21 protein-coding genes and 3 pseudogenes are annotated in these 25,685 nt (G+C 56.7%); 7 read left to right on the plus strand and 17 right to left on the minus strand.

Going from position 1 to position 25,685, the window contains the following annotated elements; all coding sequences use genetic code 11:
* Window positions 1–48 precede the first annotated feature (48 nt).
* The 4 genes and pseudogenes from RSAL33209_RS07285 to RSAL33209_RS07300 all read right to left on the minus strand — a co-directional run bounded on the left by RSAL33209_RS07285 (window position 49) and on the right by RSAL33209_RS07300 (window position 4,962).
* A pseudogene (locus RSAL33209_RS07285) lies at window positions 49–1,686 on the minus strand (ABC transporter substrate-binding protein).
* A 144-nt stretch (window positions 1,687–1,830) separates the two neighbouring features.
* Window positions 1,831–2,523 (minus strand): type 1 glutamine amidotransferase, encoded by a 693-nt coding sequence (locus RSAL33209_RS07290; RefSeq protein ID WP_012245081.1) that lies wholly within the window; start codon window positions 2,521–2,523, stop codon window positions 1,831–1,833.
* Between the two features lie 62 nt (window positions 2,524–2,585).
* The gene (gene mnmA, locus RSAL33209_RS07295) at window positions 2,586–3,722 is read right to left on the minus strand and encodes a tRNA 2-thiouridine(34) synthase MnmA (protein WP_012245082.1); all 1,137 of its coding nucleotides are present in this window, start codon (window positions 3,720–3,722) and stop codon (window positions 2,586–2,588) included.
* Window positions 3,723–3,735: 13 nt separating this feature from the next.
* Window positions 3,736–4,962 carry a cysteine desulfurase family protein gene (locus RSAL33209_RS07300; protein WP_012245083.1) on the minus strand — a complete coding sequence of 409 codons (1,227 nt, stop codon included), beginning with the start codon at window positions 4,960–4,962 and terminating at the stop codon, window positions 3,736–3,738.
* A 179-nt stretch (window positions 4,963–5,141) separates the two neighbouring features.
* Between RSAL33209_RS07300 and RSAL33209_RS07305 the strand changes: the two genes are divergently transcribed.
* Entirely contained in the window at window positions 5,142–6,338 is a 1,197-nt protein-coding gene (locus tag RSAL33209_RS07305; RefSeq protein ID WP_012245084.1) for an MFS transporter, read from the plus strand.
* 1 nt (window position 6,339) lies between these two features.
* Here the strand turns inward: RSAL33209_RS07305 and RSAL33209_RS07310 are convergent, their stop codons facing one another.
* The gene (locus RSAL33209_RS07310) at window positions 6,340–7,098 is read right to left on the minus strand and encodes a hypothetical protein (protein ID WP_049758910.1); all 759 of its coding nucleotides are present in this window, start codon (window positions 7,096–7,098) and stop codon (window positions 6,340–6,342) included.
* Here RSAL33209_RS07310 and RSAL33209_RS07315 point away from each other — a divergent pair.
* The gene (locus RSAL33209_RS07315; protein WP_012245086.1) at window positions 7,097–8,317 is read left to right on the plus strand and encodes a THUMP-like domain-containing protein; all 1,221 of its coding nucleotides are present in this window, start codon (window positions 7,097–7,099) and stop codon (window positions 8,315–8,317) included. The genes RSAL33209_RS07310 and RSAL33209_RS07315 overlap by 2 nt on opposite strands.
* Here the strand turns inward: RSAL33209_RS07315 and RSAL33209_RS07320 are convergent.
* From RSAL33209_RS07320 to RSAL33209_RS07345, 6 genes and pseudogenes are all read right to left on the minus strand, one after another.
* Window positions 8,314–9,137 (minus strand): annotated as a pseudogene (locus tag RSAL33209_RS07320) (shikimate 5-dehydrogenase). The gene RSAL33209_RS07315 and the pseudogene RSAL33209_RS07320 sit on opposite strands and share 4 nt — an antisense overlap.
* 105 nt (window positions 9,138–9,242) lie before the next feature.
* Window positions 9,243–9,365 (minus strand): type B 50S ribosomal protein L36, encoded by a 123-nt coding sequence (ykgO, locus tag RSAL33209_RS07325; RefSeq protein WP_041684580.1) that lies wholly within the window; start codon window positions 9,363–9,365, stop codon window positions 9,243–9,245.
* Between the two features lie 20 nt (window positions 9,366–9,385).
* On the minus strand, window positions 9,386–10,447 hold the full coding sequence (locus tag RSAL33209_RS07330) for a GTP-binding protein (protein ID WP_012245089.1): 1,062 nt from the start codon (window positions 10,445–10,447) through the stop codon (window positions 9,386–9,388).
* 66 nt (window positions 10,448–10,513) lie between these two features.
* A complete protein-coding gene (locus RSAL33209_RS07335) occupies window positions 10,514–11,317 on the minus strand; it encodes an ABC transporter ATP-binding protein (protein WP_012245090.1) in 804 nt (267 codons plus the stop codon).
* On the minus strand, window positions 11,314–12,363 hold the full coding sequence (locus RSAL33209_RS07340) for a FecCD family ABC transporter permease (protein WP_012245091.1): 1,050 nt from the start codon (window positions 12,361–12,363) through the stop codon (window positions 11,314–11,316). The genes RSAL33209_RS07335 and RSAL33209_RS07340 overlap by 4 nt, the downstream gene beginning before the upstream one ends.
* A 30-nt stretch (window positions 12,364–12,393) precedes the next feature.
* Entirely contained in the window at window positions 12,394–13,404 is a 1,011-nt protein-coding gene (locus RSAL33209_RS07345) for a FecCD family ABC transporter permease (RefSeq protein WP_012245092.1), read from the minus strand.
* A 133-nt stretch (window positions 13,405–13,537) separates the two neighbouring features.
* Between RSAL33209_RS07345 and RSAL33209_RS07350 the strand changes: the two genes are divergently transcribed.
* Both RSAL33209_RS07350 and RSAL33209_RS07355 read left to right on the plus strand, forming a co-directional pair.
* The gene (locus RSAL33209_RS07350) at window positions 13,538–14,557 is read left to right on the plus strand and encodes an ABC transporter substrate-binding protein (RefSeq protein ID WP_114597597.1); all 1,020 of its coding nucleotides are present in this window, start codon (window positions 13,538–13,540) and stop codon (window positions 14,555–14,557) included.
* A gap of 113 nt (window positions 14,558–14,670) precedes the next feature.
* Window positions 14,671–14,934, plus strand: a complete 264-nt coding sequence (locus tag RSAL33209_RS07355) for a PLDc N-terminal domain-containing protein (RefSeq protein WP_041684581.1) — start codon at window positions 14,671–14,673, stop codon at window positions 14,932–14,934.
* 1 nt (window position 14,935) lies between these two features.
* On the opposite strand, the gene RSAL33209_RS07360 is transcribed toward RSAL33209_RS07355, so the two are convergent.
* Window positions 14,936–15,769, minus strand: a complete 834-nt coding sequence (locus RSAL33209_RS07360) for a YdcF family protein (protein ID WP_233496586.1) — start codon at window positions 15,767–15,769, stop codon at window positions 14,936–14,938.
* 271 nt (window positions 15,770–16,040) lie between these two features.
* On the opposite strand from RSAL33209_RS07360, the gene RSAL33209_RS19220 reads away from it, so the two are divergent.
* Both RSAL33209_RS19220 and RSAL33209_RS18665 read left to right on the plus strand, forming a co-directional pair.
* Window positions 16,041–16,355 (plus strand): trypsin-like serine protease, encoded by a 315-nt coding sequence (locus RSAL33209_RS19220; RefSeq protein ID WP_155116078.1) that lies wholly within the window; start codon window positions 16,041–16,043, stop codon window positions 16,353–16,355.
* A complete protein-coding gene (locus tag RSAL33209_RS18665) occupies window positions 16,249–16,833 on the plus strand; it encodes a trypsin-like serine protease (protein WP_267895933.1) in 585 nt (194 codons plus the stop codon). The genes RSAL33209_RS19220 and RSAL33209_RS18665 overlap by 107 nt, the downstream gene beginning before the upstream one ends.
* Window positions 16,834–16,840: 7 nt before the next feature.
* Here RSAL33209_RS18665 and RSAL33209_RS07375 read toward each other — a convergent pair whose 3' ends face one another.
* From RSAL33209_RS07375 to RSAL33209_RS07395, 5 genes are all read right to left on the minus strand, one after another.
* Window positions 16,841–18,100, minus strand: a complete 1,260-nt coding sequence (locus tag RSAL33209_RS07375) for a type III PLP-dependent enzyme (RefSeq protein ID WP_012245098.1) — start codon at window positions 18,098–18,100, stop codon at window positions 16,841–16,843.
* Window positions 18,097–19,770 carry an IucA/IucC family protein gene (locus tag RSAL33209_RS07380; protein WP_199533209.1) on the minus strand — a complete coding sequence of 558 codons (1,674 nt, stop codon included), beginning with the start codon at window positions 19,768–19,770 and terminating at the stop codon, window positions 18,097–18,099. Before RSAL33209_RS07380 ends, RSAL33209_RS07375 begins: the two co-directional genes overlap by 4 nt.
* 156 nt (window positions 19,771–19,926) lie before the next feature.
* On the minus strand, window positions 19,927–21,171 hold the full coding sequence (locus RSAL33209_RS07385; protein WP_012245100.1) for an MFS transporter: 1,245 nt from the start codon (window positions 21,169–21,171) through the stop codon (window positions 19,927–19,929).
* Complete coding sequence (locus RSAL33209_RS07390; RefSeq protein WP_012245101.1) at window positions 21,168–22,919, minus strand: IucA/IucC family protein; 1,752 nt, start codon at window positions 22,917–22,919, stop codon at window positions 21,168–21,170. Before RSAL33209_RS07390 ends, RSAL33209_RS07385 begins: the two co-directional genes overlap by 4 nt.
* Window positions 22,916–24,124, minus strand: a complete 1,209-nt coding sequence (locus RSAL33209_RS07395; protein ID WP_218916563.1) for an ATP-grasp domain-containing protein — start codon at window positions 24,122–24,124, stop codon at window positions 22,916–22,918. The genes RSAL33209_RS07390 and RSAL33209_RS07395 overlap by 4 nt, the downstream gene beginning before the upstream one ends.
* A 326-nt stretch (window positions 24,125–24,450) precedes the next feature.
* Between RSAL33209_RS07395 and RSAL33209_RS07400 the strand changes: the two are divergent.
* Window positions 24,451–25,609: pseudogene (locus tag RSAL33209_RS07400) on the plus strand (glutamate--cysteine ligase).
* Window positions 25,610–25,685: the final 76 nt, after the last annotated feature.

The raw sequence follows: 25,685 nt of genomic DNA on the forward strand, positions 1-25,685 counted from the left end.
GACAAGGCTCAGGGCGGGGTTCAGCATGGAACCCCGCCCTGAGTGTTCTTAATTTTTAGAAACTACCGCTGCACGGACCTTGAACGCCGCGTCCAAGGTCTGCTCCACGTCGCTGAGATTTTTGCCAACGACGGCGATCTGATTGCCTTGCAAAATCGGAAGCGTCGACAAATCCTTAGCTTCCAAGTCCTGGATCTGCGAGATCAAATCAGCTCGCTTGGCTTTATCGTCAGTTCCTTGCTGCTGTGCAATCAATCCCTGCACCTCAGCATTGTCGTAATGATTGGCCAAGAAGTTGTCCTTGACGAAGAACGGGGTCAAGTAGTTGTCCGCGTCGGAGTAATCCGGGAACCAGCCCAGCTGGTAGACCGGGTAAGCGTCCTTCGTGCGGTCCTTGGAGTACTGAACCCATTCAGTGGACTGCAGGCTCACCTTAAACAAGCCCGATTTCTCTAGCTGATCCTTCACCTTGGCATACTCATCGCCTGATCCCGGGCCATAGTGATCCGGGTTGTACTGCAAGTTGATCGTGACCGGGCCAGTGACTCCTGCGTCGGAAAAGCGCTTCTTCGCCTTATAAACACTGGGACCGCCGTTACCGTCGCCATAGAGCGACTTCAAAGGTTCGGTTGCATTGGCCAGGCCAGACGGGAGCGGTGATTAAACGGGCGTGTACGTGCCCTTGTAGACGTCGTCGGCGATGACCTTGCGATCAATCACATCGGCCATAGCCTGACGAACCGCGAGTGCTTTCTTCGGGTCAGCCTCTGGCGTTTTGGCGCCGAACGGCATGGTGTCAAAGTTGAAGACCATTTAGCGAAATTCGCCACCCGGACCGGTGAGGACCTTGACATTGTCCTTGGTCTTGAGGTCACCGATATCGGTAGCGCTCAGACTGCGCCAAGCAACGTCAATCTTGTTGGTCTGGAGGTCCAGCTTCAAGTTATTAGCGTCGGCATAGTACTTAACATTGACGACGTCGGACTTTGGCTTGTCAATCAAGCCCACGTAGCTGGGGTTGGCTTTGAGGCTTACCAATTCGTTCTTCTTGTAACTGGTCACATCATATGGACCAGCAAATGGACGCGCTTTGACGATATCTTCATCCGACATGAGCTTGTCTGCTGGGAAAACCTCGTCATCAACGATCGGTCAGGCAACAGTCGTCAGCACACCGGGGAACGTCTGATCGTTGGGCTGCTTGAGCTTAAAGACCGCAGTATTAGCATCCGGAGTCGTAATGCTGTCCAGGTTGGTCAACAGCGAAGCTGGCCCCTGAGGATCGTTGATCTTAACCAGTCGGTCAAAGCTGAACTTGACGTCTTTTGAGTCGAGGGTGTGACCGTTGGCAAACTTAAGGTTTGGCCTGAGCTTCACAGTGAATTCTGTCGGCGAGGTAAAGGATGCTGATTGGGCCTGATCTGGCTCGATCTCTTTGCCACCCGGTTTGATGTTCATCAACAACGGGTAGACCTGAGTCTCCATGAACTGAGAGCCGTTATCGTAGGAACCTGCCGGATCCAGGGCCACTACTTTGTCAGTGGTACCCAGGGTGTAGCTTCCGCTCGCACCGCCAGAGTTGGTGCTACCGGTGTTCCCAGCCGGGCCGGTGCAAGCAGTGAGTGCCAACGCGGACACGCCTGCAAAAGCTGCGAGGTAACGCAGCTTGTGTGTGTTCTTGGACATCTGCGAACTTTCTTTCGGAGAGTGATCGGCGCCGTTAGTACCCCCATAGGCTCCTCACAGGTGTGAGTTAACGCACAATCTTAATGCACTGTTTCTACCAGAGTTCAGCCGACATTTCTCCTTGAAGACCAAAGTTGCAATCAGTTAGTTACCATGAGTGGCCTGAGTACCGGCTGCAAATTGGCTAAAAATGTCTATTGCCAATCGAGATCGCTGCGATTCTTGACGGGCAAAATCCGCTAGAAATTCTGCGCCAGTGCCGGGCAGCAAATCCGCCGCCATTCCGCTGTCTAACCAGTCTTCGAGCAGCGGTTGGCTCAGCTCCAGGTGGAATTGCATTCCTAAGGCGCTGCCAAGGCGAAACGCCTGATTTGAGCAACCAGAGGTGCTGGCCAATTTTGTTGCACCATCAGGTAGCGATGCGTTATCGGTATGCCAATGTACGACGTCGATGCCGTCTAGGGCAGAAAATTCGCCAGTGGCCTGCACCGGGGCCACTCCGATCTTGCGGGTGGCCCGGTAATCAATTCTCGCGCCCAGTGCAAGCGCAATAATTTGATGCCCCAGGCAGACGCCAAGCACCGGAATCTTTGCTGCGACAGCGTTCCGCACCAACTGTTGTTCCAAGCCAAGCGCCGGAAAAGATTCAACATCGCTAGCATCCATTGGCCCACCCATCAGCACCACACCGCAAAGCTCTGTGAGCGCGGGCAAGATCGGTTGATTCTCGGAGAGTAGGTTCCGGATTCGGTATTCGACGCCCGCGTTGGTCAAAGCGGTAGCGATGAGCCCCGGGCCCTCGACGGAGACATGCTTCAAGATCAAGACGTAGGCCATGCAGATAATGCTAAGCCGCTACCTCGATCAATGAGTCAGAATTGCAGCTCCGCGGAGCCAATTCAGTCCACTTTTGTCGATGAGCTAACTAGCGATCGCGCAGTGTCAATCGTTGCTTGGCCCAAGACCCGCGTGCCCTGATAGAGCACCACGGTTTGGCCCGGCGCTACGCCGCGCAACGGATCGATGAGGTTGACCACCAGCAGCGGTGCGCCGTCGTCGTCTGTTGTCACAAAAGCTCGCGCTGGAACGGGGTCTCCGTGCGCACGCACCTGCGCCATGCAGTCAAATTCTGTACCCGCGCCTACCTCGGCTATCGGCTCACCAGCCCAGGAAATCTTGATGCCACGGATTTCGTTCATCGCGAGCATTTGCTCAGGACCGACCACAACGGTGTTTTCTTTCGGCCGGATTTCCAACACGAAACGTGGCTTGCCATCGGCAGCAGGCGTGCCCAACTTCAGACCACGGCGTTGGCCTACCGTAAAGGCATTGGCACCCTCGTGCGTGCCGACTTTGGCACCACTCTGGTCCAAGATTTCACCCGGTGTCATGTCGATCTTCTCGGCAAGCCAACCACGAGTGTCGCCGTCGGAAATGAAACAAATGTCATGGCTGTCCGGCTTCTTGGCAACGGACAGTCCACGTCGGTCAGCCTCAGCTCGAACTTCAGCCTTAGTTTGGGCATCGGATAACGGGAACATCGAGTGTTTGAGCTGCTCATGGGTCAGTACGCCTAAAACATAGGACTGGTCCTTGGCCCAGTCGCTCGCACGGTGCAGTTCGTAGTTGCCATCTTCGTCTTGCGCCACGCGCGCATAGTGGCCGGTGCACACTGCGTCGAAGCCCAGCGCAATTGCTTTCTCTAGCAATGCTGCAAACTTGATCCGCTCGTTACAACGCATGCAGGGGTTGGGCGTCCGGCCAGCCGCGTACTCCGCGATGAAATCATCCACTACGTCTTCTTTGAAGCGCTCGGAGAAGTCCCACACGTAATACGGGATGCCGAGCTTCTCACAGGCCTTCCAGGCGTCTGTAGAGTCTTCAATGGTGCAACAGCCCCGACTGCCGGTCCGCAACGTGCCAGGCATCCTGGAGAGCGCTAAATGCACACCGACAACTTCGTGCCCTGCCTCAACAGTGCGGGCGGCAGCAACAGCGGAATCTACTCCCCCACTCATAGCGGCTAAAACCTTCATACTGCAACAACTTTCATGCTGGCTTCTTGACGGCAAACTCTTGCGTTGCCGCGGTTTGGATACTAGATACGTGGCCGGCCATACCGGCCTGTTTTGCCTGGGCATGGGCCGAAGGCAATGCTGCCACAACTGCGTCAACATCAGCTTGCCCCGAAGTATGCCCCAAGCTGAATCTCTGGGCCCCGCGAGCAGTGTCTTCGTCCAGCCCCATGGACAACAAAACATGCGATGGCCTGGGCACGCCGGCGGTACAAGCTGATCCGGTGGACGTCTCGATTCCTGCCATATCAAGCAAGAAGAGCAACGAGTCACCCTCACATCCGGGAAAGGTGAAATGCGCATTCCCCGGCAACCGATGTGCCGTGGAACCGCGTAACACCGCCTCAGGAATCTTTTCCTGCACACGGGCAATCAAGTCATCACGCAACGTAGTCAACCTTGCGACTTCAATCGGCAAGATTTCGACGGCGGCTGCCGCGGCCGCCGCGAAAGCGGCAATTGAGGCGGTATCCAGCGTGCCAGAACGGACATCGCGTTCTTGGCCGCCGCCGTGTTGAACCGGCGTGAGCTTGATGGCGCGACCTAGCAAAAGTGCGCCTACGCCAACTGGTCCACCGATTTTGTGCCCACTAATCGACATCGCGGCTAATCCCGACTCACTGAAATTCAATTCAATTGAGCCGAAAGCCTGCGCCGCATCCGAGTGCACTGGAATGTCGTAGCTTGCTGCGAGCGCCACAATGTCAGCGATCGGCTGCACCGTGCCCACTTCATTATTTGCCCACATCACTGACACGAGCGCCACAGCTTCAGGATCGGCGTCGAGCGCTGCTCGATACGCCGTCATATCCAAGAGGCCGTCGGCAAGTACTGGAAGCCAAACAACGTCAGCACCTTCGTGCGCGGCGAGCCACTCCACGGTGTCCTGCACGGCTGGATGCTCGATGGTCGAGACCAGAATCCGTTTTCGCCGAGCGTCAGCGCCGTTGCGAGACCAGAACAGCCCTTTGACCGCCAAATTGTCCGCCTCAGTACCACCCGAGACAAATATCACTTCCGAAGAATGCGCGCCGGCGGCTTTTGCCAACGTTTCGCGAGACTGTTCAACCACTAAACGGGCGCGTCTACCCGAGCCGTGCAGCGAGGATGGATTGCCGCTACGGCTGAGTTCTTGGGTGAGTGCGGCCAACGCCGGCCCGGAAATGGGGGTAGTTGCCGCATGATCTAAGTACACGGGCACCCGGCAATTTTACCGTGAACCCCGATCCTGCGTGAATTCGTGCTCTTCGTTTTAGCTGCTGCCGGTTGCATCTGCCGTCCATTCCAGGATTTGGACGGAGTCGCTCTTGCTTCAGGCAACGACTTAGTCTCAATATATCCATTATTCGAGATGTAGATCTCACAGATTGAGACGGTGCTGTGACTGGACAAGAACTCGCTTGGCACCGTTGGATCATGCTTGCGCTCGCAGTGGCCGCCCAAGCGGCAAGTTCAATTGTGGTCAACGGAATGGCCTTCCTCATCCCCACTCTGAACAGTCATTGGGGCCTCAACCTGGTGCAGTCCGGCCTACTCGTGGCCATGCCTCTGCTTGGCACAATGGTCGTACTCTTCGCTTGGGGCGCCATCATTGATCGGATTGGTGAGCGGCTCTCGTTAGGAATCGGTCTCAGCCTTACTGCGGTGACCATGGCGGCGGCGGCGCTGAGCAACACGCCCCTTTGGCTGGGAATCTCGCTGTTCTTTGCCGGAGTCGCCACAGCCTGCACCAATTCGGCCGGTGGCCGCATCGTCGTCGGCTGGTTCCCCGCGAAACAACGCGGCCTGGCTATGGGCATCAGGCAAATGGCCCAACCACTCGGGGTTGGCATCGCCTCAGTGTTACTGCCTGTCTTAGCTGCGCAAAGTTCCTTACAGGGCTCACTCTGGTCAGTCGTGGCAATTTCCGCCGTCGTCGCAACGCTGTGTTGGATAGGCATTAGCAATCCGCCACGAAGAGCTAGACGCGAAGACCCTGGTGCAGAAAAACCCTATCGTGGCAATAATTTCCTGCTTCGAATTCACGCGGTCTCAGCAATTTTGGTCATCCCACAGTTCACCGTGTGGACCTTTTCATTGGTTTGGCTCATGGGCGAACGGCATTTAGAACCCGCACTTGCTGGTTTGATCATCGCTGGCGCGCAAGTAGCTGGCGCACTGGGACGGATTGGCGTTGGCGTCTGGTCAGATAGAGTCGGCTCCCGAGTCCGCCCATTGCGCGCGGTGGCACTCGCCGCAGCCGTATCGATGCTCGCACTCGCACTGACGGATTGGCTCGATTCACCGCTCTCGGTGGTGTTGTTGATTGTGGCCTCGGTCATGACCGTCGCGGATAACGGTCTGGCCTTCACTTCGGTTGCTGAGACCGCTGGCCCTTACTGGTCTGGCCGCACATTTGGCGCGCAAAACACCGGGCAGTTCTTGATCGCTGCTGTCGTGCCGCCCACTATCGGTGCCTTGATTACGGTGCTAGGTTATCCGCTGAGCTTCGCTGTCGTCGGGTTAAGTCCTTTGATCGCCGCACCCTTTATTCCAAACCAGCGCGCAGAACGCAAAGCAGTAGATGCCGCCGGCTGAATTACTGCTGTGGTGGCGAAACAACTAACTTAGTTTGGGCAGCCGCCAAGGTTGAATCAAGCAAAGCATCGTTTGGGCAGCTCAACCGCAGTACCAAAGAGCCGCCAGTATGATTGAGCATTCGCGCACTGTATATCCAAGCCGGGCTGGTAGCAGATGCCTTATGCCGCGCGCTGAGGAACTGAATGGAAGGCGAGGGCTTCCCCGGCTGCTGGCTCCAGGGCCAACTACTTTCCTTGAGATCATCGGGCGAAACTGCCGGCATCAGATATTTAAAGAGCGCGATGGTGGACGCTTTGTCATCCTCGGTTACCATCAGCGGACCTTGATTGACGTTTTGCCAATAGCTCAGCAAACAACCGTTGGCATGCGAATATTCAGATTCGCCAGCTTGCTTAATTTTCAGTGGTTTCCACTCTGAAGGGGTTTGCGCGCCAGTGGGATCAGTCGCTTGCGCCAGTTGATCCGCCCAAGCTACCGGCACACCAAGTGAGAGATCATTTCCAGCTTTCCAATCCATATCTTTGCCAGCGACTGCGGCCGCATCATGACCCGGAGTGATAGTTGGCGCTTGGTACGACGGCGTCCCAGAAGTACCGGAGCTAACTTCAGGTGCTGGAACGTTGAGTTGACAACCGCTCAGGGCGGCGACACTCAAGGTAGCCAAAGCAAACCCCAGGCCCACAGTGCGCAGCCTGCTCAGATGGATCTGCATGCCTACCCTTTCGATTCCAGCAATTGAACCTAGACTTTCCTTCATGTCCACAGATTCCATCGCTGCGCTAGTCACCACTGAAGGTTGGGAGTTACTCTCCACCGTCGGGCCGTACTCAGAACAAAATTCCTTGTCCGATTCAGATCGACTGCGCAAGGCCGGGCACCCGGCGGACTTGGTCTCAGCCGTGCTAACCCAATCTCGATTGCGGGCAAAGGCGCAGGCTAAATTTGGCGAGTTTGCACAGCAGATGATCTTCACGCAGGCCGGACTTGAACAAGCAACCCGGCTATCGGTGGCAGCGCTTCACGCACAACGGTTCAGCAACGCAGGCGTGCAACGCATAGCTGATTTAGGTTGTGGCATTGGTGCCGACTCGCTCGCCTTCGCCACGCTGGACCTTGAGGTCACTGCCGTGGAGTTAGATGAGACCACGGCAGCCTGCGCCATGATGAACTTAATGCCGTTTCCTAACGCGAAAGTCGTCCAGGCCGATGCCGCGAGCTTCGACCCAAAAGCAGTCGACGGCGTCTGGCTGGATCCGGCTCGACGCGACACTACGACGTCGGGCACTGCCAGAATTTTCGACCCGGAAGCATCCTCGCCGCCTTTGTCATTCGTCGAGGGCCTGGCCGAAACCGGTATGCCAGTAGGCGTAAAATTGGGGCCGGGTATTCCGCATGAATCGATCCCAGCGAACTGCGAAGCGCAGTGGGTATCCGTCGATGGCGATCTAGTCGAAGTCGCGCTGTGGTTCAACAAGCTGGCCCGACCCGAGATTCGCCGAGCTGCGCTGCTGCTCGGCACTGGCCAAGGCGCGGAGCTGACCAGCTCCATCGATTTTGACGCCGCCGCCCAAGGCGCCGAGGTGGGCCCCCTGCAGGGATACCTCTATGAGCCAGACGCCGCAGTGATCCGCGCTGGTCTGGTGGCCGATCTTGCCAACCACCTTGGTGCGCACCTGATCGACCCGCATATTGCTTACTTGTGCGCCGACGACTTGGTCGAGACGCCCTTTGCCCGCGCATACCGGGTTATTGAGGTGAAGCCGTATAACGTCAAAGTGCTACGCGCTTGGGTTCGCGAATCGGATATTGGCACCTTGGAGATCAAAAAGCGCGGCACCTCGGTCACTCCGGAAGAGCTCCGTAAGCAACTGCTAGGTTCCGGGAAAGCGAGCAAGTCCAAAGCCAAAAACTCAGCTACCCTCGTGCTCACCCGGATTGGCGACGATCGAGTAGCCGCCGTCGTCGAAGCGCTTTAGGCGCTTTGCGCGCGGGAGAACTCTGAGGCTTCGCGCACCTGCGCAACGCTCGGCCGGACGCCGGTGTAAAGCACAAACTGCTCTTCGGCCTGGATGGCGACTACTTCGGCACCGCTGATGACAAGCTTCCCTTGCGCCTGGGCGGCTTTGATGAGCGGCGTCTGCGCGGGCAACGCCACGACGTCGAAAATCGTTTTAGCGGACGCGATGGTGGGTTCCGGGAAAGCCAGCGCCTCAGCATCTGCGCCCTGCATACCGAGCGGGGTGACGTTGATGAGCATTTCCGCAGTGCTCGCACCAACTTCTGCTTGCCAGCTAAAGCCATACAATCCGGCCAGGGCCCGGCCAGATTCTTCATTGCGCGCCACGATGGTTACCGAGGTGAACCCGGCATCGCGCAGCGCGGCCGCCACGGCCTTGGCCATCCCGCCGGAGCCTTGCAGTAACACTGTTGACTCGGCCGGTACTCGGTACTCGGCTAGCAATCGTTCAATGGCTAAATAATCGGTGTTGTACCCGGTCAATACGCCGTCGTCATTGACAATGGTGTTGACTGAATCGATTGCCGCTGCGGAACCGCTGAGTCCGTCCAGCAGCGGAATGACCGCTTCTTTAATAAGGCATTGACACTGCAGCGCCTCGAATGCCAAGCCCTTTTGATGCCACGCACCGCATCAGCCAAATCCACCGGCGCGAACGCTTTGTAGACAAAATTTAGCTCTAGTAAGTCGTAGAGGTAGTTTTGGAATCTGGTGCCAATATTGCTTGGACGCGCGGCGAGCGAAATGCACAGGGTCATATCTTTGTTCAGAATAGGCACTCTTCCATTCTGGCCTAAAGATTGCGTATAGATGCCGCTGGGAGGCAAAATCGATGTGAATACGCATCGAATTTGCATCCCAGCAACTGAATCAGTCGAGGAATTTCAGCCCTGGCGAGCTTTCATTCTGGGATTTAGTTTGTTGATCACAAAGGTGCGACCGCGACGGCGGACAATCTGTGCACCCGGAACCTTTTTCAGTGCGCTTAGCGAGTTTCGAACTTTCATGGTTTGCACTTCTCCTATCTTCAATTACTCACATCTAAGCCAAATGGATCAGAAAAATATTCCGCACTTTGATGAGCTTCTGCGGCGCTGAGTTGGGCGTCATTTAGCAGCTCGTGGATCTCCGACTCAATCAATTCATTGGCGCGGCCAGTCAAAGCCACTACAGTGCCGGGTTGTTCCAACCCAGAGAGCCATTCACCGGTGTTTTCCAGCCACAATCGTGGCCCAATGCCACGCATGGCGATTCGTTGCCCTGGCACCGAAGCCAGCCACAGCCGCCCTCTAATCCAGCAACTGCCAGCAGCCAGCTCGGGTAGCGCAGAGCGCAGCCGTTCTGGATGCAGCGGTCGGCTGAGTTCGTGGCGAATGGTGCGGAAGACGCCGTCGTCAGCACCTGAAGCGACTCGGACTTCACCGGGAGTCTGCCGAGCCATTGCTTCGCTGAGGTCAAAACAACCGGGCCGAACTTGCGCGGTTCGCCGGGCGACATTCGCGTGCGGCGCCAGCTCGCGCAACAATTCAAAACCAAGCGCTCGGTTGAGATGCCCCGGTTCACTCAGCGAATTCGCCAATGACGCTGCGGCAAGAACGGTATCTGCCTGTGCCACAGTTCCCACCACAAACTCATCCGAAGTGCGACGGTCTTTCGGATAACTTGTCATGCCAATTTCAGAAAGACTCCGTCGATCCCAGAGCTGATCTTCTAGCTCCGCGGGATCAACAACAAGCACCGCATTATCGATGCTGAACTCTTCCTCCACACCGGCATATAGCGCTTCGATCACCATGTCTAGCTCCACTCCGGGAGGTAAAGCGAGCACCACGTGCGGTACATTCTCCCGAATGAGCCGGCGCACCGTCGGCAAAATTTCCAGTCGAACCGTGCAGGATAAGCAACCATGCTCTAGCTGGCTACTGGCCCGCTCGTTGAGCTCACCATCGCGATAAATTCGACGCAAAACCGTGGCACCGTCCAAAAGATCATGCACAACGACGACGGAACCAGGGTGCGTGCCAGAAAGCAGCTCTGCACCGCGTTGACGGCAGTGCAGATCGAGGGACGCCAAAAGGGATAGATGCATGCCAGCTAGCCTACATGCGAATGATTCTCATTTACAAATGAGAGCGTCCTGTTATGACGCCAGCGTTTATCGCGCCGCCAACGGAATGACATGTGGGCGGCCAGCAACGGGCTCCGCAACCACCGAGGCTTCCAAGCCAAAGATCTCCAAAAGCTGCGGCTCGGTCACCACATCCTGTGGCGTTCCGGAAGCGACAATTGCCCCTTCTTTCATTGCCACCATGTGGTCCGAGTAGCGGGCCGCCAACGAAATATCGTGCAACACCATTAAAATTGTCCGACCCAGCTCACGGTTCAGCCGTTCAACAAGCTGCAACACTTCCACCTGATGCGCTAAGTCCAGGTAGGTAGTTGGCTCATCCAGCAACAAGATCTCGCTCTCCTGCGCCAGCACCATGGAAATCCAGGCGCGTTGCCGCTGCCCGCCAGAGAGCTCTTCAATCGGCACATCCGCCAGATCGGCAATATCTGTTGCCGCCAAAGCTTCATACACCGCCGACTCATCGGTTTTAGAGAACTGCTGATACCAGTGCTGGCGAGGGTGGCGACCTCTGGCCACCAAATCTGCCACGGTCAGACCGGACGGCGCAGCCGGGGTTTGCGGCAAAATGCTCAGTCGAGTGGCCACTTGTCGAGTAGAAATCGAACCGATCGGCTTGTCATCGAGGTAAACCTGCCCTGTGCTCGGCTTAAGCAATCGGCCAAGTCCGCGCAGCAAAGTCGATTTTCCACAACCGTTCGGGCCGATAATTGCCGTCACCGCACCCGGTGCAATCTCCAAACTGAGGTTTGAAACCACTTGCTTGCGGTCGTAGCCCAGGCTCACGCCTTCGGCGCGTAACGCGGCGCTCTGTACTGAGCCATTTTTCATAGCACCCTCCGCTGCGATCGCAACACTAAGTAGACCAAATAGGGTGCACCAACCACCGCAGTCGCGACGCCAACTGGCAACGCGACACCTAATGCGTGCGCTGAAATAGTGTCCGCTAACAACACAAAAACTGCACCGACTAAAGCCGAGGAAAATAACGGCGGATTGACCGACCGGCTCAATAATCGCGCCATTTGCGGACTGGCCAGCGCCACGAACGCAAGCGGCCCAGCGGTAACCGTTGCCAAGGAGGCCAACAGCGCCGCCGTCGTCAATGCAGCCAGCCGCAGCGGACCAACCCGCACGCCAAGTCCGACAGCGGTTTCGTCGCCAAGGCTGGCGAGGAACAACGGCCGGGCCAGTGCAAAGGCACAACCTAGAAGCAGCACGCCAAACCACAACATAGGCTGAACAAGCGCCCAGTCTTTACCGTTGAGTGAGCCCATCATCCAGGTCAGAGCTTGGGCCGCATTGGTGACGTCGCCCAAAGTCAGCAACCAGGTGGTCACACTCGATGCCAAACCAGAAACGCCAAGGCCCACTAAGACCAGGCGGAAGCCATCCAGTCCCCGCCGATAAGCTAAAAGATAGACGGCGACGCCGCACAAAAGCCCGGTTCCGAAAGCGGCCAGTGGCATTCCTACCGCGGCAGCAGCGCCGCTCAACCCGGCATAGCCGCCACCAGCCAAAACCAAAACTGAAACAGCGCCAAAGCCAGCACCACTAGTCACGCCCAACACATCCGGGCTAGCCAACGGATTTCGTGCGACAGTCTGGGTAATTGCACCTGAGACCGCCAAACACGCACCGACCAACACCGCAGCCCCCATCCGGGGCGCCCGAAACTCAGTGCTGGCGAGATAGATTTTCGCATCGCTTTGATCGCCGAGTAGTGCCACAAAGACTTTGCCGTAAGGCAGTGCCGTTCCGCCGTAAGCAACGTGAAACGCCATCAATGCCAACACAAGAACAAACAGCACCGCCGAAATCAGCACCGCACGAGGTTTGAGCTGAAAGGAAACCGGCCCCAATCTGACTGTGGTCATGGCTGGACTCCGCTCACATTTGGACCCCGCTCACAGTTTGACCAGCCTTCGACGCCGAGCAAGCACCACGAAGAATGGCGCACCAATAACGGCAAGCACTACGCCCGCAGATAGTTCGCCGGGTCGGGCGATCACGCGGCCAGCGGTATCTGCCAAGAGCACCAGGGCAGCACCGGTGAGCGCCGCGGTTGGCATGAGCCAGCGGTAATCGGCGCCAGCGAGAAACCTCGCCATGTGCGGAACTAACAATCCAGCAAAAGCAATCGGACCAGCCATGGTGACCGCGCTTCCGGCGAGCAAAGTAATGGCCAAAATTCCCACGGTCCGGGCCCGAAGCACCGAGATGCCGAGCGAACGGGCGGATTCTTCGCCCAGGGCAAGTGCATTGAGTGCACCTGAGTTCAAGACAGCCAAAACAAATCCGACCACGAGGAACGGCCAAACATACCCGAGCACGTCATAGCGTCCGGCCAGTGAGCCAATTTGCCAGAATCGCAGCGTGTCAAGCGCCTGATCGTTCAGCAGCACCACGGCAGAGACCAATCCGGCGCACAATGCGGTAACAGCGGCACCGGCAAGCACTAAGGTGACCGGTGTTGCACCATTTCGGCTAGCGGAGCCGATGATGAAGACCAAAATACTGGCAATAAGTGCACCTACGAAGGCCAAAAGCGCCTGCGGCAAATAGCCCAACGGCCCAGCAAAAGCAGTAACCGCGACGATCGCGAGCGCGGCACCTTGATTGATGCCAAGTAGTCCTGGATCAGCAATGGGATTGCGACTATGGCCTTGGACAAGCATTCCGGCCACGCCCAAGCAAGCGCCAACTATGATTCCGCTCAGAGTGCGCGGCACCCTGATCTGAGCGATGGTGACGTCCATATCAGTACCCGTGGGCGTGAAAATCGCATGAAAAGCTTGCGCAAAAGAAGATGATGCAGCGCCTAAACATACGCTAGCCAGCACCGCCAGAAGCAAAACTACTGCCAGGACTCCGAGCAGCTTTCCGCGCGAACGCCGACCGGTAAAGGCAGCGGTCACTCTGACGGTTTGTGGAGTACTGATGGTGCTTCCCTTCTGGACGGCCTGTTACAATCTTTGTGAGCATAGGCTTACCTAAGCTTCCAAGGTGTTTGTCCATTCTTGCAAACCTAAGTCCCGAAAAGGAAACCGCGTGATCTTCCGCTCGCTCCGGTCTAACCGGCTGATCAAAACTTTGGCCGGTACGGCCACCGCACTGGCTCTGTTGGCTACCGCAGCTTGCGGCGCGGCTAGCACGCCTGGCCAGTCCGCCTCCTCCTCCGCTTCCGGATCGGATGCGAGTTTTCCGCTGACGTTGCAACACGCAATGGGAAGCACCACCATTCCGGAAAAGCCGTTGCGGATCGTGGCACTTGATCCCAGCTACGTCGATGCAACCTTGCTGCTGGGCGGAAAATTGGTTGGTTACGCTCAATACCGGCAAGACCCGAAAAGCCCCTTCGCCCGGTACCTGGGTGATGTGAGCGAGCAGACCAAAGACGCCGTAAATGTCGGCACCATGGCTGAACCTAACTTGGAAAAAATCCTTGACCTGAAGCCAGATCTGATTATTTCGGCAAAGGTCCGTCAAGAGGCATTGTACCCGCAGCTAGCCAAGATTGCTCCGACCGTCTTTTCGCAAAGCACCGGACCAACGTGGAAGCAGAACATCGTGTTGCTTGGTACCGCCATGGGCGAAAAGGCTAAGGCCGAATCCCTGGTTGCCAGCTATGTCGCGGATGCGAAAAAACTCGGCGCAGAGATCCTCGCTAAAGACCCGGCAGCAACCTATTCCTTGGTTCGTTTTGTTGGCGAATCGACCGCGCGGTTGTACTCGTCTAAGTCATTCATCGGCGAAATCATGAATGACATGGGCATCCCTCGCCCGCAAGGCGCACCTGATTCCACCGACCAAATCTTTGTGACACTGTCCACGGAAGAAATCCTCAAGGCAGACGCGAAGACCATTTTGGTAGCTACCTGGAAAACAACAGGCAGCGAAGGCGAAAAGGCAGTAGCACAATCGCAAGAGTTCGAATCCAATCCACTCTGGAGCCGGTTGACTGGCAAAAAGGTAGAGGTCGACGACGCCACCTTCGTTGCTTCTGTCAGTATCCAGGGCGCTAGGGCAGTAATGGCTGAACTCGCCAAGTCTTACGGCGTCACACAGTAATTGAAATGAGTGTTTAGCAGCTGACCGCTTTGTCTTTCTTGGACAAGGCGGTCAGTCGTTAAGCCGTGATTACATGGTTCAACCGGCCCCTTGCCACCATCAGGAGAAAATCTATGCTCTTAACGCTCATCGCAGCTGAACAGGCTGCGGAGAACTCGTCCTCAGCCCTGGGGCTTGGCCTGCTCATTGTCTTTGCCGCAGTAGGCATCGGACTCTTTGTGCTGTTTATTACCGCACTCATCTCGGTTCTTGCCTCGCGGGTACTCACCGGCGGCGGCAAAGTTCTCTGGCTCCTTGTGGTCTTTGCCTTCCCGTTTCTTGGTCCGCTTTGCTGGTTCGTTTGGGGGCGAAATCGTCCGACCTATCGAGTCCCCTGATTCACTGATGGCTTGCCAAAGCCAACATCAAAGTCAAAAACGCGGTCAGTGCCAGGAACGGCAAGCACATGATCAAGTGCAATATCTTGTGCTCTTTGAGAATCGCTACAAATTCGCGTAAGAAGGCGCTCGGTAAGAAATAACCCGCCGTGGGCGAACCAACTACCTCAGCGTTAATTCCCAGTTTTCGAGACAATAGTGCTGCGCGGAGCACATGGTAGTTATTTGTCACGACGACCAAGCTGCCGAGCCGTTCGTACTCCCGAGCCACAGCAGCAGAGAATTGCAAATTCTGCGCAGTATTGACGGCTCTTAACTCAGGCACCACATCGTGTGGCGGCGCACCGGCGTCGACCAAGTACTCCGCCATAGCCGCACCCTCGGGCCGCGATTCTCCAACGCCTTGACCACCAGAGGGAATCAGCAATGGCGCGGCTCCAACGGATATTTCGCGATACAGTTCTAAGCCCTTATCCAAACGCGAACGCAGTAACGGCGGCGCCTTCCCATTGATGATTTGCGAGCCAAGTACCACGACGGCGTCTGGACTGCGCTGATACCGCATCCGCCCGTAGACCACGGCATAGACCAAAAACACCACAAAGACCACGCCGAAATAGCTGCACAAAAAGAACAAAAGCGCGGCCAATCCAATAGCTATCGGCTGCCACGTCAAGACCAATAGCACTGCGAAAACCGGCAACGTCAGCAAAGCTACTCCGGCGATCAGCGACAATAAATTACCCCAGCTACGTCCCTCATGGCGCATCATGTTAACGCCATTGACAATCAGAAATCCGGCTAGCACCAGCACCGCGAGCGGCGTCAAAATCATGAAGCCCAAAAGCACCCAGCTGAACCAAGGGAGCCACTGGGAGAGAATCTCACAGACACCCAGGAAGCGGTCACCAGTACCAGACCATTGCGCAGCATTCGGCGATCTTTATGCCGCAGATACCAATAAATTCCAGCAAGGATGAGCGCAATAATAAGAGATGTCACACTTTTAGATTACAGACATCTAAAATGTAGAGGATTCTCAAACGACGCCCGGGATTCGTCCCTCTTTGCCAGCGCTCACCGCTGAATATGATTCGGAGTTCACCATGAAGATTCAGGTTCTTTCGGCTATTGCTGGCGTGATCGCCGGGGCCGTTGCCCTCACTGGCGCGGGTCTACTGGTTGGCGCACCGGCTGAAGCTGTCGCCGTCGCGCCGCGAATTATTGGCGGCGAAAAGGTGGATTCCAATCCCTGGGTTGTTGAGTTAGGTATCTTCCTGGACAGTGCACACACCAAAGGATCAGGTTGCACCAGTGAAGCAATCAACGATTCTTGGCTCATCACGGCAAAACACTGCGTCACCAAGCCAGATAATTCGATCTACATACCGAAAGACCTTTTTGCGGTTTATTACGAATAACACCGCAGACATCAGAAACCGAGCTAAACGAATTGCCGTTGACAAAGTCGTCACTTGGAGCAGCGGGGACGTGGCCCTCGTCCACCTTGCCTCTGCTACCAAGCTCACCGCCTTTGCCCAGATCGCAGCCGAATACCTACCAAACTCCGGCGACACTGGCGTGGTGCAGGGCTACGGTTTCAGGCAACAAAACCCGGCTGAACAAGCAGATTGGCTGTACCGCGCCAATGTCTCAGTTATCGGCGCAAACACTGACCTCTCCGGCGGGTCAGCTATCAGAGTCGGGGGCGTTAATGGCATCTCTAATTTCGGTGACTCCGGCGGACCGCTAACCGTCAACGGCAAAAACGACCAAATTGTCGGCGTGAGTTCCTCTGGGGCAGACAACCCCACAAACGACATTCAGTCAACGGCAACTTACGCAAATATCACGGGCACCGAGGTGCGCAACTGGATCCGGAGCACCACCGGGTCCTGAACATCGCCTAAGCAGGGGCACCCACGTGCAGGATTTCAGGCTGTGGATGCATCAGAAAATCGCGGTGCGAAATGTTCAGTGCGTATGCTCCTGCCAGGCCGAAAATCACCGTGTCCCCGGCGCTGATCTGCGAAACTGGCACGTCTCGGGCCAAAAGATCCTTCGGCGTGCACAGTTGACCGACAAAACTCACCGAGTTTTCTTGCAACGAAGCCCTTTCCCATGGTCGATCCCACTCGGCCACCTGCAGCACGGACAGCGGCTGGCTGTGCCCCTTTGCTGCTGGTGTGCGCAAATGGTGTGTTCCGCCTGAGCAAACCGCAAACCATTTACCGTGGCTCCGTTTGAGTTCTTGTACTCGGCTGAGGTACCAACCGGAGTAAGCGCTGATTGCCCTGCCCGGCTCAATTTGGAAGGTAAATTCGGGATACTTTTCGGCCAGCGAGTTTAGTCGGCTGCCGTAGTCACTCCAGTCAAAAGGCTCAGCAGTACGCAGGTAATCAACGCTCATCCCACCGCCAACATTCAGCTCGCTCAGCTCTAGGCCATGTTCAGCAGCAAACGACCTAGCCCAACGAGCAATATCTTCGGCTTCCGCAGCACCAGTGGCTGAGTCGACGCCGCTTGCCAGGTGCGCGTGCACACCATGCAATGTGATGTTTGGCATCGTTTCGAGCTGAGCGGCAGCAAGCGCCGCTTCTTCTGGATCCATTCCGAAGGGACTTGGTACGCCACCCATTGTTAACGCTGCGGTGCTGCTGTTGCCTGAGGTGATTCCGGCCTGGATATTGACCCGGAACAGAATCTCAGCAGTAATTCCGGCCTCAGCTGCAAGCGCGTTGAGACGGCGCAGTTCATCGACGCTCTCCACGTGAAACCGATGAACGCCGGCCGCAAGCGCCGTCGAAAGCTCTGCATCGGTTTTTCCTGGTCCGCCAAAAATTAGTCGAGCATCCGGCAGTAAGGCGCGAACGTGCGTGATCTCTCCCCCGCTAGAGACCTCTAAACCATCCAGAATTTCCGCAGCAGTGCGCACCACTTCGGCATCCGGGTTGGCTTTGACCGCATACAAGATTTCGACGCCGCTGCCTCCTGAAGCGGGGTGGGAAAGTGCCGCTTTGATCGCGACCAAATGGCTACGCAGATGCGCCAAGTCGTAAACGTAGGCCGGAAGTCTATTTTGCTGCGCCAGATTCCGCGCAGCGTCGCGAACGGCATCGGTGACATAAACGTCAGCAACTGGAACAGGAATGGCCGACGTTGTCATGATTGCGCCTGCTCAAAGTTGCGTACAAAGGGATTTGGGAACGGTGCGTATCCGGCCAATCGATCAGCCTGCCTGCTCCATCTCAGAAGCAAATTCGTTTTCGCGGGCAGCGCTACCCCTGCCAAAACTGCCTTGATTTCGGCTGGATTACCCAGCTCCGGTGCGATCTCGCTGAGCAGCTCGTAAGCATCGTGCCATAGCTGCGTTTCAAAACCATTGCCGGGTAGACCATTTGCTTGAGCCAGATCGGCCAGCGCGCCAGCGACCTCAACCAAGTTGTTAACAAAAAGGCAGTATGCCACACGGTTCCAGGCACGAGACTCGTCGTAGAAGGCAGATTTTGCCACTGCTGCAGACAGGCCTTGATCAGTTCCGGGACCGCGGCCGGTCACCAATTTGGTGCCTTCCATATCGCGCAAAACCACGCCAGCCGGCAACTGATCATTGCCCAAAACCACAAGCACATTTTGCAAGTGCGGTTCTAAAACAATCCCGTGTTCGGCCCAAAGTGCCAGTACTGGCGGAACAAGATGCCGAAGGTAGCCCTGCCACCACTGCCGGGCCCAATCGGCCGTACTGCGCGAACCAGCCATCACGGCCAGGTCCGCCAGCCGGGTTTGGGTACCGCTAGGATCTGGTTCCGCAGCTGCCAGCGAACCGGCCAGATGAAGCCGCTCCCCTGGCAGCAAGGTGCTTTGAACTCCGTTCCGGACAATCACCCCGACGCCCTCCAACAAAGCATGCCGCGAACGGTCATCGGCGAGGCTATCCGGCAAACGCACACTTCGCGCGGCAGGTTCCGGCAGCACTGAAAACCGTGGAAACCGTGCGGAGATCTGGGCAAAAGACGGGGCCAGGAAATCGGTCAGTTCAACTGCGCCAGCCAATTCATACTCAGCGTTCTTGCGTAGGCAATTGGTAATCCGAACGTTCAGGCTCGTCTTCAGGAAGACATCAGACTCCGGTTGATACAAGGTTCGCACGCTCGCTGTGGGGAAGAGATCTGCGCCACCGGTACCCAAATAGCGCAGGGCTCCCGAGCTTAGCGCTTCCGTCAGCGCCGGCCCGGCCTCACCTTCAAGTAACAGTCGATACTGCCAAGGATGCACCGGCAAGGCACGATGCCCGGTTGGCAAGGCGAGATCAGCCAGCAGTTCACCAGTCTTGGCGTGCTGATCGAAACCTTCGGCATAATCCAGAACTAGTTCATCGGGAACAGCAAGCCATTGCATGGGGAAACTGGGTCTGGTCTCTGGCGAGTATCGTCGCCATTCGCGTAAATCTCCGGAACGCCATTTCGGGCTCGGATGCCGCGGATGCCCCGCGATCAGCGCTTGTTCGGAATCCAGATAGTCTGCGGCCGGTTGGCTCACCTCGCGCGGTAGTTCAGCTGGCCTGGCAAGAGCGATATCTGCCAATCCATCCCGGCTTGCCAACAGTTGACCGGAAAATTCTTCATTGGATTCACCACTAAGCGCGGCCAGCTCAGCGCCAAGGACTTCGCCAAGTTCACGTAAGCCAAGTTCACGCCAGCTATCGTTGTCTGATTCCGGTGCTTCGCGGATCTCAACCCAGCCTTGGAGGCGGTGTGCACCACCGGCAGATAGCCGCTGCAATTCAACCCTGAGTGCATTTCCACTCCGCGGTAACCGTACCGTGAAATGACTCACGCCAGCGTCGAGGTCCTGGTCCGGGCCAGATACCTCCCGGATGAAACAGCCCAGCAATATATGGCTAGATTGCAGGTCCGGCTGAGTAACTGACGAGTCGGTTAGTTCTTCGCTGAGTTGGTCTTGAGGTGTGGGGAGGATGATGATTCCTATCCATCAGTCATTGGTCGGCAGCAGAGCTGGTGGGTTCACGGTAAAAAGTCGGTTGAGAATAAAGATCAAAACGATCGCGACGGCGAAGGAAAGCAGCAAGGGCATGCCAAGACCGCCGCCAATCAGCGCCGAAGCACCAAGCCCAGCGATGACGGCACCGCCTTTAGAAAATGCTTCGATTCGGCCGAAGAGTCGTCCTGGCTGGTGTTGTCCGGCTAGGGCAGCAGCCACCACTGAAAGTGCGGATAAGCCCAGCGTCAGCCCAGCCCCGAGTAGCAATCTGCCCACAATGAGCAAAATCAGACCAGGCGTTCCGGGCCATTGCAGGGAAAAGAATTGCGGAACTGCAGCCAGTGCGACGGCGGCAAAGGCAATGATCAGACCAGCCTTAGGCCGATCTTTGACCAGCCGAAAACCGAACGGGGCGCAGAGTAAGTAGCAAAGGTGCGGCAGCGCGAACAACACGCCAGCCATCGCCAGCGGAAGCTCCGGGGACACCCCGGTTACCAACGGGATGAAGTAGGGAAAAGTCACCACAGTTGCTAAAACGAAGCCAGCTTCGGCCAGACAGTACCCCAGCACGGAAAGTGGCGGTTTGCTGACCGCAACAGGTTCGTTGGGTGATTTCTTAGTTTCGGCATTCTTCGCCCCGCTCGGCAGCCGGCTGGTCATAATCGCAGCAGCCAGTGGCAATATCGCTGCGGCACCGTACATTTGGCGCACGTCGAGAAAAGTAGATAGCAAGCCGGCCGCAACTGGCGCGGCAGCAAGCGATACCCGCGCGGCGCCCTGCATCAACACCAATGACGAAGCCAGCGCCTGGCCGCTCAAGCCACTCGCCAAATACGCGGTGCTAGCGGCAAAAGTACCGCCTAATAGCCCTTGCAGGGTCAAAGCGAGCACGAGCATGGGAATGTTCTGCGCTACCGCAGCCAACCCAAAAGCCAGACAAAGTCCCAATTGAGCTCGAACCAGCAGCGGCTTACAGCCGTAACGATCGGCCAATCGGCCCCATATCGGTGCGGATATCGCGGTGCACAACGTGGGAAGAATATAGAGCAACCCGGCCCATCGTGCATCCGGATCGCCCAGCTCTGGGAGTAATTTAGGTAAGAACGGCGGCAGTCCGAGCGCGGCAAAGGACGTTGCACACAGCGAAACTGCAATAGCAAAGACGTGATGCCGTTTTAGCCCAGCACTTTCCTCTCCGGGCCGTACCTCGGTGCTTGCGATCTGCGAATTACTCATGCCTGCACACCGCTCCGCAAGTAATTTGGCCCGGTCCGCAAGTAATACTTGTTGATGTCTTGGCAACCAAGCCGAGCTTTGGGCAATAACGTGCCCGCGGTGACCATCGCTTTGATCGGAAGATAGTCTGCGTCCAGAATGCGTTCGCGTAGTAACTGGGCCGCTGCCGCCGAGTCAGGATCGTTTGGATCTGTCCAACGGTCCATGGCCGCAATCAGCTCGCGCCGAGCTAGCGCGAATAGCCGTTGCCGCCGCGCTCTGTCCTCACCCGCTTGCGCAATGATGGGCGTGGCAATACACAGGTGCAAAGTAATGGTGGTGAACATATCCGCGAGCTCGCCTGGATCGGAAATGAAAATCCTGCTGTCGTTGAAGGTTTCCGCCGGAAGTTCCCGGCCCAGAGCGGCGCTGAGTCTGCGCCGATCTACCCTGGCGCCGTCGTTATCTTTGTAGAGCAACTGCAAACCTGGCGAAACGATCGTGATGTTTTGCTGATGCGACTCCAGCGCAACTCCGTAGCGTAGCCACAGCGCCAAATGCCAGTCGAACATCGTCCGGAAGTAGCTTTCAAACCAGCTAGCGGCATCGCCTTCAGAAAGCCGATCAAACAAGCTTGCCTGCTCGTCAGCCGCGCTGGGATCCGGAACATGTAGCGCAGCCAGCGGCAGCGTCAATTTACCGGACAGCTCGGCTGGATAGCTGCGCACTAGCAGGGCAAGCGAATCGTCTTGACTGCCTAGCCAACGGGATTCGTCGGCCAGTAACACGCGCTGTGCCAGCTCTGGCTCGCGGTCGAGTATCTCTTGGAGTAGCTGCTGCATCGTCGCGCCATCGGCCAGGTCGGCCGCCTTGATCCCACGCCGGTTCTTTCGGCCTAGCGTGGCGATCGGCAACGGCATCTTCAAATGCGTGAGTGGCTCATCAGTGAGCAGCACCGTGCGAATCGACAACGTTGGTGCCACGGTGGCGCCAGTATGCGGCTTTTGCCCAGGCACAGTTACCGGACCACCATTGGCAATCGTCAGCGGATGCACCGGGACCGCAATCATTGACGGCTCAGCATCTGGATTCACCTCGACGGCGTTTGGCCACCAAGCAGGTAGCGGTCCAGCCAGTTGTGCTGCGAGCGCTTCAGAAAGCTGAACCGTTTCGCGCTGAACCGTGATCCATTGCAGTTCGAACTCAGGTAAGTGCTCCGGGGTATAGCGCTGCTCCTGCAGGGAATCAATACCCCAGCGGCAAGAACCCGTTGGGTGCACTGGATGACCGTCCAAGGTGGCCAGCGCCTCAAACTGTAGCGCGCCGTCGAAGCCGGTATCTGGGCGTTTCTGCGCGCGAAGCTTGGCTACCAGCTGCTGACTAACTAATTCCTGTGCCGTCAACGTCAGTTCGGTCTGCAAGGCTTCTAAACGAAACTCTTGCCAACCCGCCTCCGCTTCACGGTCCAACTTCGCTGGGTCCGGTGCCAGTGCGGCGAAAAGCGATTCCAGATCAGAAATCTCGCTGACATTTTCGCCGTCAGTGACGTGAATGACGGCATCCGTCAGCGCGTAATCTGCTAAGAAGCCATCCGGGCGCAACGATAGCGACAAAGTACGGCTCCCAGCCAGCGGCACTAACCAGCGATGCAATTCCTCGGCATTAGCGCCACTTTGCGCAAACCATCCGGTAGAACGAAGCCCCGCGTAATCTTCCCGGTACAGCGTGTTGAGAATCTTCCGCACTAAGGTGCCGCTAACAGCGCTCATGAGGTGACCGTCCAGCTGTTCGCAGCGACAAAGCCGGCTATCGCAGCCTGTACTGCTTCATCATCTGCACCAATGCCTTGAACTGCGGATAAAAAATCCCGTTTCGTGTTGCCCGCTGTGACCGTGCTGCCGAGTTCTTGCAGCGGGCGGTTGAGTAACCGGACGCCGTTTTCCAGCCGAGTGTCCGACGTCGGCGGGGCGCTGATTAGCTGCCCCGGATGTTCCGCAAAGACGTACTCGACGCGGGCAGCTTTCTTTGCCGCACCAGCGACCGCCGCACGTAACTCGCTACTCAGCGTGGCACCTTGATGTAGCGAAATTACTTCAGCGAAAAGGTCCACTCCCAATACCTGAGAAGTGAATGCCTCCATGCCGCCGCCGATTAGCCGGTAGTTCACTTCGATAATCCGAGCTCGTTCACGCTCTGAAACAAATTCAGTGTGGCAGGCACCAAAGTTCACCCCGAGCGCGGACAACTGAGCGTTCAAGCTATCAACTACTGACGCTGGTAGTTCAGGGTGCCATTGGTCTCGCAGCTCATGAAAGAACGGCGGCGCGCTGAGCTCAGTGTGCCAGCTGCCAAACGCCACAGTCTGATCGTCGTCGCCCAACGTGTCGTAGCTATAAAACTTTCCGGTCAGGTATTCCTCCACAACCAGCGTTACCGGTCCGCGGCTCTTTCTGATCTCGGTAATCGCTGCGATGAATTCAGCCGGGTGAGAAATGTAAGCCACATCTTCGGTAGCAACACCTTCTCGAGGCTTGAGCACCACCGGATATGGCAGTGTTTCCGCAACTGAAGTTGGCTCCTGATCCGGGCGGAGTTCGAGGCTAAACACCGAGTCCAAGCCGGCGTCGGCGAGTGTTTGCCTAGTCAGCGCCTTGTTTTTGCAGCGCAGTGCGGCGCGCCAATCTTTTGTTGGCAAACCTAGTAGCTCGGCTGCCGCTGAAGTACTGAATTGCAGATGGTCACTATTGCTAAGCAGGGCCTCAGCTTTGCCGAAACGTGTTCTGAGCCCCGCGATTCGAGAGGCGACATCAGCTGGGTCATTGACATTAGCAAGCTCTATAGCCGCCGGTTTGTGGTCGCTGCCCTGGTACTCCTGAAGATGATCTTCCACTCGGTCCGTGAGTAAGATCACGGACAAACCCAGCCGTGCTGCGGCGGGCAAGAAACCTTCCGTTACGGAAAATGTCGGTTTCATGGCGGTGAGATAGATAGGCATTGCTGCGAGCAGTCCTTCAATAAACGATACGGGCCGGGGCTATTTCGATGTCTCCCACACGGATCTTAACCAGCTAAGTAATTCATCTATTTAGTTTAGTTATGCTTACCTAACTAAATGCTTTCGTCGGTCACTATACACGGTTCTTCTGAACAGCAAATCCAGAAAGTCAAACCACTCCGTGAGTCAGATCAGATTCCCTCTGATCTGGCCCCAGTGGTCAGTTACGTCTCACAATTCGTCCGCCACGGCCCGGATAAGCGACAATTCACTAAGGCAACATTGCACCTTGGAGGGGGCGAAATATGGATATCCACTTCGGCACATCGGAGCAGTCAACGCTCGGAGTGGAATGGGAGCTGGCTTTAGTCGATACGACCACGGGTGAATTGACCCCAAAAGCCGATGCCATTCTTGGTGTCATCAATGCCGAGCATCCAGAACTCCAAGAGGACGAAGAGCACCCGCATATCAAGCGTGAGATGCTACTCAACACCGTCGAGCTGGTGACTGGTGTCTGCCACACGGTCGCCGAAGCCAAAGCAGATTTGGACCGCTCCTTGCAGACAGTCCGCGAGGCGGGACGACGCTTTCACGTTGACCTAATGTGCTCCGGAACCCACCCTTTTAGCCATTCACAGGCACAAGCAGTGACGGATAAAGACCGATACGCAAAGCTCATCGATCGAACCCAGTGGTGGGGTTCGCAAATGGTCATCTTCGGAGTTCACGTCCATGTTGGGCTTGATTCTGTGCACAAAGCGATGCCGGCGCTGGACGGCTTAGTGAAATATTTCCCACACTTCCAGGCTCTTTCAGCTTCCTCTCCGTACTGGAACGGTCAAGACACCGGCTATGCCTCTCAGCGCGCGCTGATGTTTCAACAACTTCCCACCGCCGGGCTGCCGTTCCAATTCGATGACTGGTCGGGTTACGAACATTACGTCCAGGACATGCTCACTACCGGAGTCATTGACCAGCTCAATGAAATCCGTTGGGATATTCGTCCGGTCCCGGCACTGGGCACGATCGAAATGCGAATCTGTGATGGCCTATCCACGCTAGAAGAAGTTGGTGCAATCGCCGCACTGACACAGTGTTTAGTGCAGTCTTTTTCCGACATTTTGGACGACGGCGGCCAGATTCCCACGATGCCGCCATGGCATGTCCAAGAGAACAAATGGCGTGCAGCTCGTTACGGTTTATGAGGCCATCATCATTTTGGATGCTGAGTCCAATGAAAAGATCGTGACCGAAGACCTGATTGAAAGGTTGAACCGTTTGGAGCCCGTTGCGGCCCGTCTAGGTTGCGCCGATGAGCTTGCCGACGTGGAGAAAATTATCCGCCGGGGCGCCGGTTACCAACGCCAGCGCGCCGTGGCCAAAGCACACAACGGGGACTTGCACGCCGTCGTCGACGACTTGGTGACGCTAATGCGCGACGGACACCCGCCCATCCGCTAAAAACCCACCCGCCGTCGAAACCCTGCCGTCGAAACCCACTCGTCGAGTGTCGACTTGTGGCTACTTTGCGTGGCCA

The sequence above is a fragment of the Renibacterium salmoninarum ATCC 33209 genome (assembly GCF_000018885.1).
Lineage (GTDB): Bacteria > Actinomycetota > Actinomycetes > Actinomycetales > Micrococcaceae > Renibacterium > Renibacterium salmoninarum.